16 protein-coding genes and 1 pseudogene are annotated in these 18,077 nt (G+C 67.0%); 8 read left to right on the forward strand and 9 right to left on the reverse strand.

Annotated features, from left to right (window positions below):
• Nucleotide 1: 1 nt before the first annotated feature.
• The 5 genes from QFZ69_RS19450 to QFZ69_RS19470 form a co-directional block, all read right to left on the reverse strand.
• The gene (locus QFZ69_RS19450; RefSeq protein WP_306913700.1) at nt 2-2,332 is read right to left on the reverse strand and encodes a glycoside hydrolase family 65 protein; all 2,331 of its coding nucleotides are present in this window, start codon (nt 2,330-2,332) and stop codon (nt 2-4) included.
• A gap of 119 nt (nt 2,333-2,451) precedes the next feature.
• Complete coding sequence (locus QFZ69_RS19455; RefSeq protein ID WP_306913702.1) at nt 2,452-3,192, reverse strand: HAD family phosphatase; 741 nt, start codon at nt 3,190-3,192, stop codon at nt 2,452-2,454.
• Between the two features lie 14 nt (nt 3,193-3,206).
• A complete protein-coding gene (locus QFZ69_RS19460) occupies nt 3,207-3,509 on the reverse strand; it encodes a hypothetical protein (RefSeq protein ID WP_306913703.1) in 303 nt (100 codons plus the stop codon).
• A gap of 181 nt (nt 3,510-3,690) precedes the next feature.
• Complete coding sequence (locus QFZ69_RS19465) at nt 3,691-4,329, reverse strand: alpha/beta hydrolase (RefSeq protein ID WP_307000347.1); 639 nt, start codon at nt 4,327-4,329, stop codon at nt 3,691-3,693.
• 9 nt (nt 4,330-4,338) lie between these two features.
• Nucleotides 4,339-5,559, reverse strand: coding sequence for a beta-ketoacyl synthase (locus tag QFZ69_RS19470; RefSeq protein WP_306913704.1), 1,221 nt, complete (start codon nt 5,557-5,559; stop codon nt 4,339-4,341).
• A 240-nt stretch (nt 5,560-5,799) separates the two neighbouring features.
• Between QFZ69_RS19470 and QFZ69_RS19475 the strand changes: the two genes are divergently transcribed.
• Complete coding sequence (locus tag QFZ69_RS19475) at nt 5,800-6,063, forward strand: DUF6458 family protein (RefSeq protein ID WP_306913706.1); 264 nt, start codon at nt 5,800-5,802, stop codon at nt 6,061-6,063.
• Between the two features lie 139 nt (nt 6,064-6,202).
• Here the strand turns inward: QFZ69_RS19475 and QFZ69_RS19480 are convergent.
• A pseudogene (locus tag QFZ69_RS19480) lies at nt 6,203-7,596 on the reverse strand (IS1380 family transposase).
• 590 nt (nt 7,597-8,186) lie between these two features.
• Between QFZ69_RS19480 and QFZ69_RS19485 the strand changes: the two are divergent.
• From QFZ69_RS19485 to QFZ69_RS19510, 6 genes are all read left to right on the forward strand, one after another.
• Nucleotides 8,187-8,987, forward strand: a complete 801-nt coding sequence (locus QFZ69_RS19485; protein ID WP_306913708.1) for a DeoR/GlpR family DNA-binding transcription regulator — start codon at nt 8,187-8,189, stop codon at nt 8,985-8,987.
• Nucleotides 8,984-9,970 (forward strand): 1-phosphofructokinase family hexose kinase, encoded by a 987-nt coding sequence (locus QFZ69_RS19490; RefSeq protein ID WP_306913711.1) that lies wholly within the window; start codon nt 8,984-8,986, stop codon nt 9,968-9,970. Before QFZ69_RS19485 ends, QFZ69_RS19490 begins: the two co-directional genes overlap by 4 nt.
• Nucleotides 9,971-9,972: 2 nt before the next feature.
• A complete protein-coding gene (locus QFZ69_RS19495) occupies nt 9,973-12,015 on the forward strand; it encodes a fructose-specific PTS transporter subunit EIIC (RefSeq protein ID WP_306913713.1) in 2,043 nt (680 codons plus the stop codon).
• 73 nt (nt 12,016-12,088) lie between these two features.
• Complete coding sequence (locus QFZ69_RS19500) at nt 12,089-12,367, forward strand: HPr family phosphocarrier protein (protein WP_306913715.1); 279 nt, start codon at nt 12,089-12,091, stop codon at nt 12,365-12,367.
• 220 nt (nt 12,368-12,587) lie between these two features.
• The gene (locus QFZ69_RS19505; RefSeq protein ID WP_306913717.1) at nt 12,588-13,091 is read left to right on the forward strand and encodes an SRPBCC family protein; all 504 of its coding nucleotides are present in this window, start codon (nt 12,588-12,590) and stop codon (nt 13,089-13,091) included.
• Between the two features lie 5 nt (nt 13,092-13,096).
• A complete protein-coding gene (locus QFZ69_RS19510; RefSeq protein WP_306913719.1) occupies nt 13,097-13,384 on the forward strand; it encodes a Rho termination factor N-terminal domain-containing protein in 288 nt (95 codons plus the stop codon).
• 29 nt (nt 13,385-13,413) lie between these two features.
• Here QFZ69_RS19510 and QFZ69_RS19515 read toward each other — a convergent pair whose 3' ends face one another.
• Nucleotides 13,414-14,457 carry a Ku protein gene (locus QFZ69_RS19515; protein ID WP_306913720.1) on the reverse strand — a complete coding sequence of 348 codons (1,044 nt, stop codon included), beginning with the start codon at nt 14,455-14,457 and terminating at the stop codon, nt 13,414-13,416.
• 40 nt (nt 14,458-14,497) lie between these two features.
• Here QFZ69_RS19515 and QFZ69_RS19520 point away from each other — a divergent pair, with 40 nt between their 5' ends.
• Nucleotides 14,498-17,050 (forward strand): ATP-dependent DNA ligase, encoded by a 2,553-nt coding sequence (locus QFZ69_RS19520; protein ID WP_306913722.1) that lies wholly within the window; start codon nt 14,498-14,500, stop codon nt 17,048-17,050.
• Nucleotides 17,051-17,152: 102 nt separating this feature from the next.
• Here the strand turns inward: QFZ69_RS19520 and QFZ69_RS19525 are convergent, their stop codons facing one another.
• Nucleotides 17,153-17,410, reverse strand: coding sequence for a hypothetical protein (locus QFZ69_RS19525; protein ID WP_306913725.1), 258 nt, complete (start codon nt 17,408-17,410; stop codon nt 17,153-17,155).
• 95 nt (nt 17,411-17,505) lie between these two features.
• Entirely contained in the window at nt 17,506-17,745 is a 240-nt protein-coding gene (locus QFZ69_RS19530) for a hypothetical protein (RefSeq protein WP_306913727.1), read from the reverse strand.
• Nucleotides 17,746-18,077: the final 332 nt, after the last annotated feature.

Consider the following 18,077-nt stretch of genomic DNA (forward strand, 5'->3'; position numbering starts at 1 on the left):
CTCAGACGGCGGCGCGGACGACCGGGATCGACGCCGTCGGAAGACCGCTGGGGAAAACCGTGGGCTCAGGTACGGCCACGGGCGCCAGCGGCACCCGGACCGGGTCACCGTCCACGGTCAGCAGCTCGCCGCGCACCTCGACGTCGAGCGGCGCGCCCTGCCGGACCGTCAGGGTGATGGATCCCTGTTCCAGGCCGATGTGCAGCAGCCTGCCCTGGACCTTCAGGTGGAAAGACAGCCCGTCCCATTCGGCAGGCAGCCGCGGGTCGAAGTACGGCACCGCGCCTTGGTCCCGCAGGCCGGCGAAACCGCTCACCAGCGAGCTCCACACACCGCCGGCCGACGCGATGTGGACGCCGTCGATCGTGTTGCCGTGGGTGTCGTCGAGGTCAATGAACAGCGCGTGCGTGAAGTGGTCCAGCGCCGCCTTGCCGTAGCCGACCTCGGCCGCCATGATGCCCTGGACGCAGGCGGAGAGCGTGGAGTCGCCGGTTGTGATTGGATCATAGAAATCGAACGCGCGGCGCTTCTCTTCGGCGGTGAAATCCTGCCACTGCAGGAACATGGCCAGTACGGTGTCCGCCTGCTTGAGGACCTGGTGCCGGTAGATCACCAGCGGGTGGAAGTTCAGCAGCAGCGGGTACTTGGCACGCGGCGTACTCCAGTCCCACGGCTCCAGGGTCATGAAGTCGTTGTCCTGTGAGTGCACCTGCAGGTCCTCGTCGTACGGCAGCTGCATGCGGTTGGCGGCCTGCTCCCAGAGCTGGCGTTCGGCGTCGTCGATCTCCGGGTGGTCCAGCGCCGCCGCGGCACGCAGGTTAAAGCGCGCCATGACGTTGGTATACAGGTTGTCGTTGACGACCGCCGTGTACTCGTCCGGGCCGGTGACGCCGTGGATGTGGAAGAGGCCGTCCTTGCCGAAGAAGCCCAGCGAGACCCACATCCGGGCCGTCTCGATCAGCAGCTCGGAGCCGAGGGATTCCCTGAACTCGGAGTCGCCGCTGGCCCAGATGTAGCGGTTGGTCGCGAACGCGATCGCCGCGGCGATGTGGAACTGGGCCGTGCCCGCCGCGTAGTAGGCGCTGGCCTCGAGCCCGTTGATGGTCCGCCAGGGGAACAGGGCTCCGTCCACGCTGAGCTCCTCGGCGCGGAACTTGGCCTCGGGCAGCATCTGGTGGCGGAACTCGAGGACCTGGCGGGCGTTCCCCGGGTTGGTGTAGGTCAGGTACGGCAGCAGGTACACCTCCTGGTCCCAGAAGTAGTGGCCCTCGTAGCCGGAACCGCTGACGCCCTTCGCCGGGATGCCGGCGACGTCGGCGCAGGCCGTGGCCTGGGCCAGCTGGAAGAGGTTCCAGCGGACCGCCTGCTGGAGTTCGGCCTGTCCGGCCAGCTCGATGTCGCTCGTGGTCCAGTAGTCGCGGTAGTGCGCCGCGCTTTCGGCGAAGATCTCGCCGAGGGGCTTGAGGCCGGCTTCGGCGGCGTCGGCCAGGTCCCCGACGTTCTGCCCGACGGCGTAGCTGACGCTCTTCTCCAAAACGAACGGCTCGTCCGCGCCGACGGCCAGGACGTAGCGGACGCTGCTGTCGTCCTCGTGCACCTGGGTGTCGAAGGGCTGCACGCCGGCGTTCGTCCAGTGGTCCACGGCCAGGCCGATCCGCTGCTTGGATTCGGCGGTCTCCCAGGACAGCCGCAGCGAACCGTCCCCGCCGTCGAGCCGCACCGGCAGGAGTACCCGCCCGGCGTGCCGGCCGGCCCGGCGCGGGTCGTGTGCCGAGTGGTCCTCCACCGGCTGGTCCTGGCGGTTGATCACGGAGGAGGTGACATCCGCGGAGATGTCCCGGTCCGCTGCGAGTTCCAGCGAGATGCCGAGCGCGCCGCGGGATCCGTAGCCGACCGCGCGGCGTTCCGTGGTGGTTACGGTGGCGCCGGAGCGGCACTGCCAGACGACCCGGCATTCGTAGACGCCGGTCGCGAAGTCCAGGCTGCGCCGGTAGTCCAGAACGGTGGATTCCGCCAGGCTCAGGGTCTCGCCGTCGATGATCACGGTGAAGTTGTTGGCATCCGGAATGTAGAGGATGCGCTGGCCGGTGCGGGCAAAGCCGTAGGCGTTTTCCGCGTGTTTGATGTCCCAGGTCTCGTGGAAGCCGTTGATGAAGCTGCCCGGAAGTTCTGCGTCGGCGGCCGCCCAGTGGGCGCCGCGGATGCCTAGGTGGCCGTTGCCGAGGCTGAACAGGGTCTCCAGCGTGCCGGCGTTGCCGGGGAGGTGGACGGTCTCCACCAGCTGCCACGGGTCGTTGGGGAACCGGGCGCGGTCCGAGGTGATGAGGGCCATGATGGTTTCCTTTAGGCGGTTCAAGCAGTGCTGTGAAAGTGGTGCTGGCGGAAGTTGTGCTGGGCGCTGGCTAGCCGGGCCCGTTGTGTCCGGGGCGGACTAGCCGGGCCGGGGGCGGGCTAGAGAAGTTCGTCGAGGTCGTTGACCACCAGGGTGGCGCCGGCGGCCAGCAGGGTCTCCCGGCCGGCTCCCCGGTCGACCCCGATCACCGAATGGAAACTCCCCGCGCTTCCGGCCTGGACACCGGAGACGGCATCCTCCACGACGACGCATTCCTCGCTGGGCAGGCCCAGCAGCCGGGCGGCGTATTCGTAGGTGGCCGGGCTGGGCTTGCCGGGCAGTCCTTCCGCCACCGCGACGACGCCGTCCACCACCACCGGGAAGTGGTCGGAAAGTCCCGCGGCCTTGAGCACTGCGGGTGCGTTGCGGGACGAGGACACGACGGCGAGCTTCAGGCCGCGGGCCTGCACGGCTGCGATGAACCGCACGGAGCCCGCATAGGGCTCGACGCCGCCTGCGGCCACGATGTCGTTGAAGACCTTGTTCTTGCGGTTGCCCAGTCCATGGACGGTGTCATGCGCGGGATCGTCATTCAGCGGGCCTTCCGGCAGGACGATGTTCCGCGAGGCCAGGAAGTCCCGGACGCCGTCGAAGCGGGGCTTGCCGTCGATATGGTCGAAGTAGTCGCTTTCGCGGTAGGCCGGCGCCGCCGGGATGGCCTTGAGGAAACCGTCGAAGAGATCCTGCCAGGCGTGCTCGTGCACGATCGCCGTCGGCGTCAGCACGCCGTCGAGGTCAAAGAGGATGGCGGCGGCGCCGTCGATCGCGTCGGCCTGGGCGGTACTGGGGAGCTCAGTCATGAATCTTTGTCCTTTCAGACCTTGGCGGAAGTCGGTGCAAACTCTGCGTGGAGGCACACAGGAGGCGGGGAACTCTCCAGGGATAGTGGCCGGCGGAGCTGAGTTGCCGGCATCGGCGCCGGCGGCGGGTGCTCTTGCATTCGACCAGTTCGGTCTCCAGCCGTGGCTGGACGGGGATTCGGAAGCCCCGGGTGGTGAAGCCTGTCAAGCAGCAGGTTGGCGGCGAACGCGCCTTGGCCTGCTACTGGCTGGGCGATCGTGGTCAGTCCCATGAAGAACCAACTCATCCGATGATCGTCTATTCCTATGATGGACACGTTTTTCGGTGGTGACAACCCGAGGTCCCGCAAACATCACCGCGTCGGAGCCGTTTCGTCGCAACCGGGGAAGATCGCGGAGGGCATCCTGCGGTTTTCGATCAAGTCGGTCATGGCCCTCGAGTGTAAGCGCTTACAAATTCAGCCTGCAACTGGATGAACAGAAGCGGGCCTCTTGGCCCTAGCCGAGCCGGGCGCCCACCGGGCGGAGCACGTAGTGGCGCAGGAAGGCGCTGACGTCCACGAGTTCTTCCTTGGAGATGCTGTGCCCCATGCCCGGGTAGGTGCGGGCCGTGAGTTGGGTGTGCTCGTGGAGCCATTCCTCGGTGTGCTCCGTAGCGGCGTCGTTGATCACAACGTCGTCCCGGTCCCGGCCCCAAAAGAAGGGCGGGCGGGACTCGAACGATTCGCTCATCGCCAGAAGTTCGTTTTCCAGGACAAAACCGGACAATCCGACCACCGCGCGGAACTGCGCCGGCCGCAGCCGCAGCAGTGTGGTGGCCATGGCCATGCCCTGTGAGTAACCGAGCAGGCTGACGCTGCTGTGCTGGGCCTTGACGGATTCAATCCAGCTGAAGACTGCGTTTGTGGATGAGATGACGTCCGCGAAGTCGTGGGTCAGGAAGTAGTCCAGCAGGAACCAGCCGTGGCCGTCTCCAATTACCTTGGGGCCGCGCAGCGCGGCGCAGCTGAAATCAGGGGGCAGGCTGTCGAAGAGTTTCGTCATCCAGGATTCATCCCTGCCGTAGCCATGCATCATAACCAGCAGGGGCGTGCCGGCACGTTCGTGTTCCGGCTTGGACCAGACGACTGTCTCCATGGGCCCAGCCTAGCTTTCAGTGATCACCAGCGCGGTACTGTGGCCGCCGAAGCCGAAGGCGTTGGTGATGCCCGCCTTCGCGGACAGACCCGAGACGGTTTCCGGGATGATGTTGAGGTCCACCCCGTCACCGGGCGCCTCAAGGTTGCGGGTGCCCGGAAACGCTCCCGACCGCAACGCCTGGACCATTACGACGGCGCCGAGCGCGCCCGCGCCGCCCAGAAGGTGTCCGGTGAGGGATTTGCTGGAGGTGACCGGAACCTGGTTGCCGAGGACGGCCGTGATGGCCTCCGCTTCCAGGCGGTCCCCCACCGGCGTGGAAGTCGCGTGGGCATGGACAAGGCCGATGTCCTGGGGGCTCAGGTCCGCGGCCGCAAGGGCTTTCTCCATGACACGGCGTTGCATGGCCGGATCCGCGGCGACGATGTCCACGGCGTCGGACGTCACCGCAGTCCCGGCCACCACGCCCAGGATGGCCGCTCCACGGGCGCGGGCATGATCCTCGCGTTCCAGCACCAGGATCCCGGCGCCCTCGGCCAGCACGAAGCCATCCCGGTCACGGTCGAACGGCCGGGATGCGGACTGCGGGTCCTCATTGCGGGTGGACAGGGCCCGGATCTGGGCAAAGCCGCTGATGATCAGGCCGTTGATGCAGGAGTCCACGCCACCGGCAATCACGATGTCCGCACCACCGGCCCGGATCATGTCGGCGCCCTGGGAGATTGCTTCCGCTCCGGAGGCGCAAGCGCTCACCGGCGTCCTGGCGCCGCCCTTGGCGCCGACCTCCATGGACACCCAGGCGGAAGGGGCGTTCGTCATGATGCGCGTGAGAGTATGCGGGGAAACCCGCCGGGGACCGCTGGCATCGAGCGCCCGGGTCTGCTCCAAGATGGTGTCCAGGCCGCCGTAGCCGGAGCCAATCACCACCGCGAGCCGCTCGGGGTCCGCGTCCGGGCGGCCGGCCTGGGCCCATGCCTCCCGGGCCGCAATCAGCGCCAGTTGACCGCAGCGGTCCATCCTCTTGTACTCGGGAGTGGAGAGCTGTGCGGCCACGTCCCCGGTGACCCGGCCGGCCAGCCGGACGGGGAGCGCCCGGGCCCAGTCCTCGTCGAGGGCCGCGATTCCGGAGCGGCCGGCCAAAAGTGCGTCCCACGTTTCGGCAGCCGTGCCGCCAACGGGGGTCACCGCGCCTAGCCCGGTGATGACGACTCGGGGGAAAACTTCAGACATTGCTAACCGTGTTTCTGTTAGGCCCGCCAATAGGCCCGCTGGGAGTGCGAGGGCGGGGCGTGCTTCAACGGCTGACGCCAGGCACCCCTTAAGCGTACGTGCCTCCGGCGGGGGGCCGTTCCGGAAACGGCGCAGCAATTGCTTCATTGGTTCGTTGAAACGGCAGGTAGCGGGATGTAGCGTGTCGATTGACAGCAGACTTAGCAACGCCTATCCGTCCACGGACACAAGGAGCAAGTCATGAGAATCGGTTCCTCCATCTTCCTGATCGCCCTCGGCGCGATCCTCGCCTGGGCCATCGCCCCCGGGCTGATCCCGTATGTCGACCAGGCCATGGTCGGCTACATCCTGATGGTGGTCGGCGTGATCGGACTCATCGCTTCCCTGGTCCTCGCCTCCCCCGGCCGTGGCCATAGCCGCCGGGTCAGTGAGACGCGCTCAGCCGTCGACCCCAACACGGGCGAGACGATCACGCGCAATGAAAGCCGCAACGACGGCCTCTAAGCCTCGATCCACCGGTTGTGTTTGATGGGGCAGGGTCGTTCTGATCTGGGTCCGGGTTCGGTCGATGGGCATGACGGGGTTGCCGGCCTTGCTGCCGGTGGTGTTCCTTGGTCCTGGTTGCGCCGAGTCGGCTGGGTGGTCAGATGGTGGCGGTCCGTGGTGGCCCGCAGGCCGCTTCGAAGAGATTTGACCAGCTGGTTTCCCAGGGCCAGTTGGCGGGCAGGTGCAGGATGATTCTCCGTGCCGAGGTCGCGATCCTGGCGGGGACGGTGATGATTTTTCGGCGGATGGTTCCGCTGCGTGCCTTGCCCAGGTCGGTGCTGGCGAGGGTGCCGATGGCGCGTGAGAGGTTGAAGGCGATGGCCGCCAGGACCAGCCAGGCTGCGTTGGCGGTGAATTTTCCCGAGGGCAGGTGCGCCAGGGCACTGTCTTTGAGGTCTGCGTTGACCTGCTCGATTATGGCGTGTTGGCGGTGGGTTTTGTCTGCGGTGACGGTGTCTAGGGCGCTGGTGGTGAAGAAGGCGTGGAAGCGGTGGGTGTCGAACAGGGTCTGTTGCCCCGCGCTGGCTTTGGCGTTCAGTTCCGGGATCCGGCGCACGACCAGGCGCCCGTGGATGCGTTCGGCTTTCTTTCGGCCCACGAAGGCAGTGAAGGCGGTTTCGGCGACTTCCGCCGAGGAAATCCAGGCTCCGGTGGTTTCATCGCGGACTGCGTCGGTGTATTGGATTGTGGTCCAGGCCTGCTCGTTGATGGTGGCGATGGAGCGTTTGACGGCCGGGTCCATCCTGGCGGTAATGGACACTTTTGCGCCTGCGCGGTGGGCAGCGGCGACAACTGAGTGGCCGTAGAACGCGCTGTCGGCACGCAGCAGCACCAGCCCGGTGGCGTCCTTGCCACGCAGCCGTTTCACGGTGGCAAGGATGTCACCGATGAACTTCCCCGCCCCGCGCGGGGACCCGGAGCTTCCCTTGCGCAGCCTCGCGCCGATGATGACCGGCGCCGCGGTCGCGGTCGAGAGGATCCCGATCAGCGCGTTCAATCCCCGGACCCCTGAGTAACCGTATCCGGAACCCTGTTTCCGGTAGCCGTGGACTTCCTTGATGGTGTCGTCGATATCGACCAAAGCGTAATCATCGATACCGGAGGCGATCGGGGCCACGGCGGCGACGTTCACCAGCCACCGGGCCGCGAGGGCGTCGAGCTGGCGGACATGGCCGAAAGTGAACGCCCTCAGGAACGATCCCAGAGTCGACGGGGCATATGCGCCGGCGAGAGTTTCTTCATCCCGCCGTGCCGCAGCAAGGCCATGTCATCGATGGAATCGGCCCCGGCGACCATGCCCGCGACCATCGCAGTGACCTTCAACCCCGCATTTGCGCCGAAGTATCCGGGCAGCGTCAGCCACTGATCAGCGAGTTCGCCCAGGCAGGTTTTCATCGCCAGCGCCATCGCCGGGACCAGCCCTGCGGCCGACACGAGATTGGAATCATCGAACGCGGCTGACACGCGCGTGGATCTATGGAAAAGTTGCACCTACGAGATGCCTCTCGGATTGGCCAAACGGAGTTCTAGACAAACCCCATTTTTGCCGATCCGACAGGCATTCTCCGTTTAAACCGCCGCTCCAACCTCAACCCGACCGGTGGATCGAGGCTAAGCCTTCCGTTGCAACGCCGCCCCGGATAAACAACCTGTGCACCGGCCCGGACCCTGGTGGTTCGGGCCGCACTCTCCTCTCTTGTGCTTCCCCGACCTACGCCGTCCGCCCGCCCGCGGTCCGGACATGTCCCGCGCCCGCCCCGGCGGTTGGACATAGTCCCAAACTGCCCATTCCCTGCAGCGAAAAATGGGCATGTCCCCCGCGCCCGCCGCATCTGAGGGCCGGACATGTCCCACGCCCGCCCCGGCGGTTGGACATAATCCCAAACTGCCCATTCCCCGCAGCGAAAAATGGGCATGTCCCCCTGCGACACCCACGGAGCTTCTGCGTTCATGTTGGTTTTCATTGACAAAGCAACACGATCAAAGATAAAGTCAACTAATTCCACTTCGTGTGACAGCTGTCACGGAAGCGGCCCCGGGATCCGCAGTGGGGTCCCCGATATTGACGCAAGGGAGGGCCAGTGTTCGCCGAAGAACGCCAACAGCTGATTGTTGGGCTCATCTCCGCCCGCGGCCGGGCCAGCGTCACGGACCTTGCCGAGCGCTTCAGCATCACCACCGAGACGATCCGGCGCGACCTGGCGGCCCTCGAAACGGCCGGCAGCGTACGCCGAGTCCATGGCGGCGCCGTGTCCCCGGACCGCTCCAGCACCACGGAGGAAAGCATCCTTGAGCGGACCGTCCTCCGCCAGCCGGAAAAGACCCGCATCGCCGAAGCTGCCCTCGCGCTGATCCCCAAGGACCACTCCGGCAGCGTCCTGATCGACGCCGGCTCCAGCACCGAGGCCCTCGCCGAACTCCTGGCCGCGCGCACGGCAGCCGGCAGCGCGCCCGGCACCGGAACCGAACTCGTCGTCATCACCCACGCGCTGCCCATCGCGGTCAGGCTGTCCGGCGAACCCGGCATCGCCCTCCACCTGCTCGGCGGGAAGGTCCGCGGACTGACGCAGGCCGCCGTCGGCCAGTCGACGGTGGAAGCAGCGCGCCGCATCCGCCCGGACATCGCTTTCCTTGGCACCAACGGCATCCATGCAGCCTTCGGGCTGAGCACCCCCGACCCTGAAGAAGCCGCTGTCAAAGCTGCCTTCGTCCAATCAGCGCGCCGCATTGTCGTGCTGGCTGATTCCTCCAAGCTGGACGCGGAAACCCTCGTCCAGTTCGCCTCGTTGAAAGATCTGGACACATTGATCACTGACACGAAACCAAGCCAGGCCCTCGCCGACGCGCTTGCCGAGGCCGGCGTCGAGGTGGTGGTCGCGTGATTGTCACCCTGACCGCCAACCCCAGCCTGGACCGCACGGTCTCCCTGCCGGGCCCCTTGCTCCGCGGGGAAGTCCAGCGGGCCGTCTCCGTCCGGCAGGAGTCCGGAGGCAAGGGAGTCAACGTCTCCCGCGCCCTGGTCGCCTCCGGCCTGAAGACCATCGCGGTGCTGCCCGGGGCCGAGGCCGATCCGGTCCTCGCCGGGCTGCGGGACGGGGACGTCCCATTCGCCGCCCTTCCCATCGGCGAGCCGCTGCGCAGCAACGTGGCGCTCACCGAGCCCGGCGGCGTCACGACGAAAATCAACGAACCCGGCCCGGTGCTGACTGAGGACCAGCAGGAGGCCCTGATCGGGCTGCTCCTGGACCACTCCCGCGGCGCCAGCTGGGTTGTCCTGGCCGGCTCGCTCCCACCTGGAGTCCCGGCCGACTTCTATGCCACCGTCACCCGGCGGCTACGGTCCATCCATGACGGGACCGATGCCCCGCGCATCGCCATCGACTCCTCAGGGGAACCCCTTGCCGCCGCCATCTCCGGCGACGCCGCCGGGAAACCTGATTTGTTGAAACCCAATGCCGAGGAACTGGCGGAACTGGCAGCCGCAACCGGGTTCGCCACGCACAAGTCCGCCGAGGAACTGGAAGCCGACCCCGAGGCAGCCGCGGAGGCCGCCGCCGCCGTCGTGCGTTCCGGAGTGGGCGCCGTGCTGGCAACCCTCGGTTCCAAGGGAGCGGTGCTTGTGACGGCCGACGGCGCGTGGCTTGCCACGCATCCGCCGGTTTCCGCGGTCAGCACTGTCGGCGCCGGCGATTCGTCGCTCGCCGGCTACCTGCTCGCTTCCAGCCAGGGCGACGCCCCGGTCGATTGTCTGCGTCAGGCTGTGGCCCACGGTGCCGCCGCCGCTTCCCTGCCGGGCTCCACTGTCCCGGCAGTCCACCAAACCACCCCCGATGCCGTAACCATCACGGCCCTCCGGAAGGATTGACAGTGACTCAGCTCATTACCACCGAACTGGTCGAGCTCGACCAGAATCTGGGCAGCTCGCCCGAGGACGTGATCCGGCACCTCGCCAGCAAGGTTGCGGCCAACGGACGCGCCACCGAAGCCGAAGGCCTCTTCTCGGACGCGTTTGCCCGGGAGCAGAAGACTGCTACCGGCGTCCCCGGCGGCATCGCGATCCCGCATTGCCGTTCGACGGCGGTCACCGAACCGACGCTGGCGATGGCACGCCTGTCCCGGCCGGTCGATTTCGGCGCCAAGGACGGCCCCGCGGACCTGGTCTTCTTCATCGCAGCCCCCGAAGGCGCGGACCAGGAGCACCTCAAACTCCTCTCCAAGCTCGCCCGGTCCCTGATCAAGAAGGACTTCACCGCCGCCCTGCGCGCAGCCGACTCGGAAGCCGAGATCGTCGAACTCGTCGAGGGCGCGCTGGCCGACAAGCCCGCTGCCCATTCCGTCGCAGCCCCGGCCGCCGCTGCCGTGGCCGCGGTCCCTGACGCCGGGGACGCAGGCGCCGCCAGCTCCGCTGCCCCCAAGCCCAAGCGCCTCGTGGCCGTCACCGCCTGCCCCACCGGCATTGCACACACCTACATGGCCGCCGATTCGCTCGTGGCTGCGGCCAAGGAAGCCGGCGTGGACCTGCAGGTCGAGACCCAGGGCTCCTCCGGCGCCAAGCCGCTGGACCCTGCAGTCATCGCCGCCGCCGACGCCGTGATCTTCGCCGTCGACGTCGATGTCCGCGGCAAGGAGCGCTTTGCCGGCAAGCCGGTCATCAACGCCCCCGTCAAGCGCGGCATCGACGAACCCGACAAGATGGTCCAGGAAGCCCTGGCCGCCGCGGACAACCCCCACGCCCGCCGCGTCCCGCACTTCGGTGCCGAGGAGCAGGCCGAGCACGCTGCAGCCGAAAAGGGTGAGCACATCGGCCAGAAGCTGAAGAAGGCCCTGCTCACCGGTGTCAGCTACATGATCCCGTTCGTGGCCGGCGGCGGTCTGCTGATCGCTTTGGGCTTCCTCCTGGGCGGCTACGACATCACCGCTGTTGCTGACAAGGTGGTCGTGGAGAACAACTTCGGCAACCTTCCCGAGGGCGGCCTGGCGATCTACCTCGGCGCTGTGCTGTTCAAGATCGGCGCCCTGTCCATGGGCTTCCTGGTTCCCGCGCTGGCTGGCTACATCGCCTATGCGATCGCCGACCGTCCCGGCATTGCACCGGGCTTCGTGGCCGGCGCCGTCGCTGGCTTTATGGGTGCCGGCTTCCTCGGGGGCATCGTCGGCGGCCTGCTCGCGGGCTACATGGCCCATTTGATCGGGACCTGGCAGGTTCCACGCTGGCTTCGCGGCCTGATGCCGGTGGTGATCATCCCGCTGCTCGCTTCCATCTTCGCCTCCGGCCTGATGTTCCTGGTCCTCGGCGGTCCCATCGCAGGCCTTACTGCAGCCCTCAACGGCTGGCTCTCGGGCATGACCGGCGCCTCCGCCATCGTCCTGGGCATCATCCTCGGCCTCATGATGTGCTTCGACCTCGGCGGTCCGGTCAACAAGGTTGCCTACGCCTTCGCCGTCGCCGGCCTGAGCGCCGGCAGTGCCACCAACCAGGCCCCGTGGCAGATCATGGCCACCGTGATGGCCGCAGGCATGGTCCCGCCGCTGGCGATGGCCCTGGCCACCGTCCTGGACAGGAAGCTCTTCAGCCTGGCCGAGCGTGAAAACGGCAAGGCCGCCTGGCTGCTGGGCGCGTCCTTCATCTCCGAAGGCGCCATCCCGTTCGCCGCTTCCGACCCGCTGCGCGTCCTCCCCGCCAGCATGGTGGGTGGCGCCGTCACCGGAGCGCTGAGCATGGCCTTTGGGGTCACCTCGCAGGCTCCCCACGGCGGTATCTTCGTGTTCTTCGCCATTGGCAACCTGCTGATGTTCGTGATCTCGATCATCGCCGGCACCATTGTCACCGCACTGTCCGTGATCGCCCTCAAGCGCTGGGCAGTCAAGAAGACCGTTGATACGGTTGAACCGGTTCCCGTAACCGTCTAAGCCGGTCCAGGAAGATCCTTTCCGAGCCGTCCTTCCCGGCTGACATTCCTTTTTTGATCTTCAAGGAGCAGAAATGACCGAACGTAACGCCACCATTGCCAGCCGCGTAGGGCTGCACGCCCGTCCGGCCGCCATCTTTGCCGAGGCTGCAGGCGAGTTCGATCTCGAAATCACCATCGCCCGGCAGGGCGAACCCGAGGACGAGGCCATGGACGCCGCCAGCATCCTGTCCCTGATGAGCCTGGGCGCATCGCACGGCGAGGTCGTGGTGTTGCGTGCCGAGGGCGAGGGCGCCGACGCCGCCCTCGAGCGCCTCGTCCAGATCCTCGAGACGGATCACGACGCCGCATAACGCACCATCTACGCCGCAGGCCCGGACGCACCCTCAGTGGAGCGGCCGGGCCTTCGGCGTTTCCGGGCAGAACCGGCCTCGGCCAGGGGCTCCCGGGCCATGCAGCGGGCCGTCCGGGTAATTGCTTGTCAGGGCGCAGCGGCGCCGATAGTTTGGAATCCGCGGCTCATCCGGCGTTGGCCGCGGCAGGAATGCGTCCCCGGCCAAAGGAGATCAGCCCGTGGCAAGCGTGCTGGAAAGCATTGAAGTCGACGTTCCCGTGTCCACGGCGTACAACCAGTGGACGCAGTTCGAGACCTTCCCCGAGTTCATGAAGGGGGTTGAATCGGTGGAACAGATCGACGAGACCTCCCTCCGATTCCGGGTCGAGGTCGCGGGGGTCCGGCGCGAATACTTCGCCCAGATCACTGAGCAGACCCCCGACCACATGATTGCCTGGGTCAGCACGGACAAACCCCGCAACGCCGGGACGGTGACCTTCGAAACCCTGGACGCGGGGCGCACCCGCGTCAGCGTGGAGCTGGAGTGGGACCCCGAAGGCTTCGCGGAGAACATGGGTTCCGCGATCGGGGCGGACAACCGCCAGGTAACGGCAGACCTCGGCCGCTTCAAGGAGTTCATTGAATCCCGCGGCATTGAAACCGGCCAGTGGCGCTCCTCCGTCGCGCAGGGGGAAGTGGATGACGACACCTCCGGTGGCGCCGGAACCCGGCAGAGGAGGTAACAGCCATGCCCACCAAGAAAGACGAGCCGCGCGGCTCCGAGAGCCCAAGCATTAAGGATCCGGAACTGTACGAGAAGCTGCTGGAGGACGGCGCTTCCAAGCAGAAGGCGGCCCGCATCTCCAACGCCGCGGCCAAGAAAGGCCGCTCCGCCGTGGGCCGGAAGGGCGGCCGATCCGGCGACTACGAGGACTGGACGGTTGCCCAGCTGAAGGAGCGCGCCAAGGAAATCGGGCTCAAGGGCTACTCGGCGAAGAAGAAAAGCGAGCTCATCTCCGCGCTCAGGAACTCCTGATCCCGATGGCGGCAGGCCACCCGCCAGACTCAAGCCTCCTTGCGCGCGGTCTTCTCGGCGGCCTTGGGAGCGACCTTCGCGGCGCCGGCCTTCGCGGTGCCTGCCTTAGCGGTGGCCCGGGGAGTCCTGGCCGCAGTTTTCGCAGCCGCCTTAGGGGCAGCCTTGGTCGCGGTCTTGGCGTCGGCCTTGGCGGTTGTCTTGGCTTGCGCCGGCTTGGCGGCAGGCTTCGACGGGGACTTTGCGGCGGGTTTGGCATCCGCCTCCCCGGCCGTGCCTGCTGCGTTGCCGCCCCGCTTCTTCTCGAGGCTCCGTTTGAGCGCTTCCATCAGGTCGATCACATCGCCGCTGCCGGCTTCAGCGGCCGGGGCCCCGAACGTTTCCTCGGTGTCCAGGGACTCGCCCTTTTCCAGCTTCGCGTCGATGAGCTGACGCAGCTGGAGCTGGTACTCGTCCGTGAACTGTTCCGGATCGAGGTCCGCGGCCATCGAGTCCACCAGCGCGGCGGACATCTCCCGCTCCTGGGCGGAGATCCGGACGGAAGTCTCAAGCGCCGGGAAGCTCGCCGCGCGCACTTCGTCCGCCCACAGGAGGGCCTGCAGCATCAGCACGTCTCCGCGGATCCGCAGCGCCCCCAGCCGGGTCTTGTCGCGCAGCGCAAACTGGACGATCGCCACCCGGTCCGTGTCCTCCAGGGCGTGGCGCAGCAGCACGTACGCCTTGGGCGACTTGGAGTCCGGTTCAAGGTAGTAGCTCTTCTCGAACATGATGGGGTCCAGCTGTTCGGCCGGGACGAACTGCACGACGTCGATCTCGTGGCTGTTTTCGGCCGGGATCGACTTGAGCTCCTCGCGGCTGAGCACCACCGTCCTGCCGTCGTCCTCGTAGGCCTTGTCGATGTCCTCGTAGTCCACGATCTTGCTGCAGACCTCGCAGCGGCGCTGGTAGCGGATCCGGCCGCCGTCGGCGTTGTGGACCTGATGCAGGCTGATGTCGTGGTCCTCGGTCGCGGTGTAGACCTTGACCGGCACGTTGACCAGCCCGAACGCTATCGCACCTTTCCAGATGGCTCTCATGGATCAAGTGAACATCACAGTTGCACGGAGGAGAAGTCCCATGCCTGAAAGGACACCCGCCAGCAGCAGGGAAAGAGTGCGCGTTGACGGCCGCGAGCTCGTGGTGACGAACCTGGACAAGGTGATGTATCCGGAGACCGGCACCACCAAGGCCGATGTCCTCGCCTACTATGCCGCCGTGGCGCCCGTCCTGATCCCGGCTGCCGCGAACCGGCTCACGACCCGGAAGCGCTGGGTCCACGGCGTCGGAACGGCCGACGCCCCGGGCGAGATGTTCTTCCAGAAGAACCTGGACCATTCGACGCCCGGCTGGATACCGCGGGCTTCCATTACGCACAAGGAACGCTCCATCCAGTATCCGCTGGTCAACGATCCGGCCACCTTGACCTGGCTGGCCCAGATCGGCTCCCTTGAGATCCACGTGCCGCAGTGGCGTGTGGATTCGCATGGCAACGCCATGGCGCCGGACCGGCTGGTGCTGGACCTCGATCCCGGCGAGGGTGCCGGGCTCGCGGAGTGCGTGGAAGTCGCAATGCTGGCCCGCAGCATCCTGCAGGATGTCGGCCTGGACCCCGTTCCGGTAACCAGCGGCAGCAAGGGGATCCACCTCTACGCTTCCCTCGACGGGACGCAGAGTTCCGAGCAGATCTCGGAGTTCGCCCATGAACTGGCACGTTCGCTGGAGGCAGACCATCCCGGGCTGGCCGTGAGCGACATGAAGAAGACCCTCCGCACCGGCAAGGTGCTGGTGGACTGGAGCCAGAACAATGCCGCAAAGACCACCATCGTCCCGTACTCGCTGCGCGGGCGGCTGCATCCGATGGTGGCGGCGCCCCGTACCTGGCGCGAACTGAGCTCCGCATCCCTTCACCAGCTGGACTATCAGGAGGTTCTGAAACGCGTGAAGGCCGGCAAGGATCCCTTCGCCGCCATTTCAGGAGGCAAAGGATCCGGCCACGTGCCGGAACGCCCCGGCCGCCTTCCCGCCCAGGGCCCGGGCGACGGCGGCAGCACGGACCCCCGGCTGGAAAAGTACCGTACGAAGCGGGACGCGGCGGCCACCCCGGAGCCGTTCACGGCCGAGCGGCACCGCGCGGAGCCCGACGCCGGCACCCGCCGGGAGGCGTTCGTCATCCAGGAGCACCACGCCAGCCGGCTGCACTACGACTTCCGGCTGGAGCGCGACGGTGTCCTGGTGTCCTGGGCGCTCCCCAAAGGGGTCCCCACGTCCAAGACGAAGAACCACCTCGCCGTCCAGACCGAGGACCATCCGATGGACTATGCGGACTTCGAGGGCACCATCCCCAAAGGCCAGTACGGCGCCGGGACGGTCAGCATCTGGGACCGCGGCTTCTACGAATGTGAGAAGTGGGTCGCGGGCAAGGAAGTCATCGCGACCCTGACGGGACAGGACGACGGCGGCCTCGGCGGCACGCGCAGGTTCGCCCTGATCCGCACCGGCCAGGCGGATGACCAGTGGCTCATCCACTTGATGGACCCCCTCGGATCGAAGAAGGGGAAGCCGGCACCGGCGTCGAAGGACCGCCCCGTAAGCGGCCCTGCGCAAGAATCGGCGCAAGAATCCGCGGAGGAAAGCGGTGATGCCCCGGCAGCGGCCGCACCGGACTTCACGGACTTCACGGACTTCACGCCGATGCTGGCCAGCCCGGGAACCACCGCGGATCTCCCGGACAAGGACTGGCAGTTCGAACTCAAGTGGGACGGCGTGCGGGCCCTGGTCGTCGCGGATGCGGACAGAATCCGCCTTTTCAGCCGCAACGGCAACGATGTGACAGCAACGTACCCGGAGCTGACCGGCCGCTCCTGCTGGCCGGAACAGGACTTCATCGCGGACGGCGAGATCATTGCCGTCGGGCCTTCCGGGCGGCCCGATTTCGGGCTGCTGCAGGGGCGGATGAAGCTGACCAGACCCTCCGACGTGGCGAAGGCCCAGCCGTCCATCCCGGTGCGGCTGATGTTGTTCGACCTGTTGTCCGAGGGCGGGCAGGACCTGCGGCGCCTGCCGCTGGCCAAACGCCGCGGCCGGCTGGAGGAGTTTTTCCAGCCTTCCGGCTGCCCGGTGGAGCTCTCCGCCGTGATCGACGGCGACGTCACCCACATTCTGGAAAGCGCCCGGGAACTGGGGCTCGAGGGGGTGATGGCCAAGCGCACCGACGGCCGGTACGTCGGTGCGCGCAGCCGGTCCTGGCTCAAGCTCAAGTTTGAACGCACGCAGGAAGTAGTCGTCGGCGGCTGGCGTCCGGGCAAGGGCGGCCGCAGCCAATCCGTGGGCTCGCTGCTGCTGGGCATCCCGGAGGGTTCCAAGCTCCGGTATGTGGGCCGGGTGGGCAGCGGCTTCAGCACGCGTGAGCTTGAGGAGCTGCGGCAGCAGCTCGATGCCCTCCCCCGGAAGACTTCACCCTTTGACGAGGTGCCGGCCGCCGACGCCTCAGACGCCCGCTGGGTGAGCGCCCGGCTCGTCGGCGAAGTCACCTACGGGGAATGGACCGGCAGCGGAAAACTCCGGCACCCCGTCTGGCGCGGCTGGCGGCTGGACAAGAAGCCGGCGGACGTGGTGCTCGAGCAGGGCTGAGCGGCGGGCACCCAGGAAGCGCCGGGCAGGGAATTGCCCGGAACACCTGATGCTCGTGTCCCGGGCTGATCAACTCCGGGTGACAGGTCCCAGGACGGGACTCTAGGAGGAGTGCGGAACGTCCGGCCGCGCGGTCCGGTGGACGGCGGTCACCGCAGCTTCGTGGCCCATCCGGCCGTGCGCGGTGTCATTGTCCTTGGGGTGGCGCCGCTTCCCGCTACCGTCCGGCCACTGTTTCCCTTCGGCGGCCGTAGGCGGTGCGGGGCGCTCGATCTCCGGCGCCGGCGCGTCGCTCATGGACCCCGCCAGATGACTGGCTACCTCAGGTTCGATCTCGTCTCCAAAGCGATGTTCTGTCATTTCTCTCTTCCTTTCCGCTGCGGCGATGCCGCCGTGAAGAAATTGCGGCCGTGAAATGAAATGCTCATCATGCCTTGCCGCCGTCGGCGAGCCCCCTACCAGCGGACCTTCTTCTCGGCTGGACCCTGTTTGCCGCTCGTGTGGGTGGGCTTGTGGTTGTGCCCGACGCTCTGCGTCGCGGTCCCGCCGCGGGACTTGCTGGCCAGCATTTCCTTTTGGGCGTCCGTCAGGCGCGATTTGATCCCTTTCGTCTCCTCCGCGGCGCCTCCCGCCTTCCCGCTGCCGGGGGCCTTTTCCGCGTTGGGGTCGGTCTTTTCGGTGTCTTTGCCGGTCATGGACTGCTCTCCTTGAGTGGTCTCTTTGGGTGGGCTGTCGTCAGCACTAAAGATAACTTCACCTTAAGCGCTTTTCGGAGTCCTTGGGTACCCCCATTTCAGGGTTCCCGGAGGGCCCGTCCGGGCTCGCGCGCGGACCGGTCACGCGGACCGGGGAAAGCGTGATCCGCGGCAAAACCGGCACCCGCAGGCCGCTTCCGGAAAAAAACTTCGGCACCGCACCGCGGACCAGACCGATTCCCAGCCACCGCGCGGTCAGATCACGGAAAACCGCTCCGCCATTCGGACCCGATCCGGTCCCGAAACAGGTGATCATACGCCACCCGACTCGG

The sequence above is a fragment of the Arthrobacter sp. V1I7 genome, assembly GCF_030817015.1.
Lineage (GTDB): Bacteria > Actinomycetota > Actinomycetes > Actinomycetales > Micrococcaceae > Arthrobacter.

Excerpts from the sequence above, each read along its gene's own strand:
- QFZ69_RS19450 (WP_306913700.1), bottom strand. The coding sequence starts at position 2,332 with ATGGCCCTCATCACCTCGGACCGCGCCCGGTTCCCCAACGACCCGTGG.
- QFZ69_RS19455 (WP_306913702.1), bottom strand. The coding sequence starts at position 3,192 with ATGACTGAGCTCCCCAGTACCGCCCAGGCCGACGCGATCGACGGCGCC.
- QFZ69_RS19465 (WP_307000347.1), bottom strand. The coding sequence starts at position 4,329 with ATGGAGACAGTCGTCTGGTCCAAGCCGGAACACGAACGTGCCGGCACG.
- QFZ69_RS19470 (WP_306913704.1), bottom strand. The coding sequence starts at position 5,559 with ATGTCTGAAGTTTTCCCCCGAGTCGTCATCACCGGGCTAGGCGCGGTG.
- QFZ69_RS19475 (WP_306913706.1), top strand. The coding sequence starts at position 5,800 with ATGAGAATCGGTTCCTCCATCTTCCTGATCGCCCTCGGCGCGATCCTC.
- QFZ69_RS19500 (WP_306913715.1), top strand. The coding sequence starts at position 12,089 with ATGACCGAACGTAACGCCACCATTGCCAGCCGCGTAGGGCTGCACGCC.
- QFZ69_RS19510 (WP_306913719.1), top strand. The coding sequence starts at position 13,097 with ATGCCCACCAAGAAAGACGAGCCGCGCGGCTCCGAGAGCCCAAGCATT.
- QFZ69_RS19515 (WP_306913720.1), bottom strand. The coding sequence starts at position 14,457 with ATGAGAGCCATCTGGAAAGGTGCGATAGCGTTCGGGCTGGTCAACGTG.
- QFZ69_RS19520 (WP_306913722.1), top strand. The coding sequence starts at position 14,498 with ATGCCTGAAAGGACACCCGCCAGCAGCAGGGAAAGAGTGCGCGTTGAC.
- QFZ69_RS19525 (WP_306913725.1), bottom strand. The coding sequence starts at position 17,410 with ATGACAGAACATCGCTTTGGAGACGAGATCGAACCTGAGGTAGCCAGT.
- QFZ69_RS19530 (WP_306913727.1), bottom strand. The coding sequence starts at position 17,745 with ATGACCGGCAAAGACACCGAAAAGACCGACCCCAACGCGGAAAAGGCC.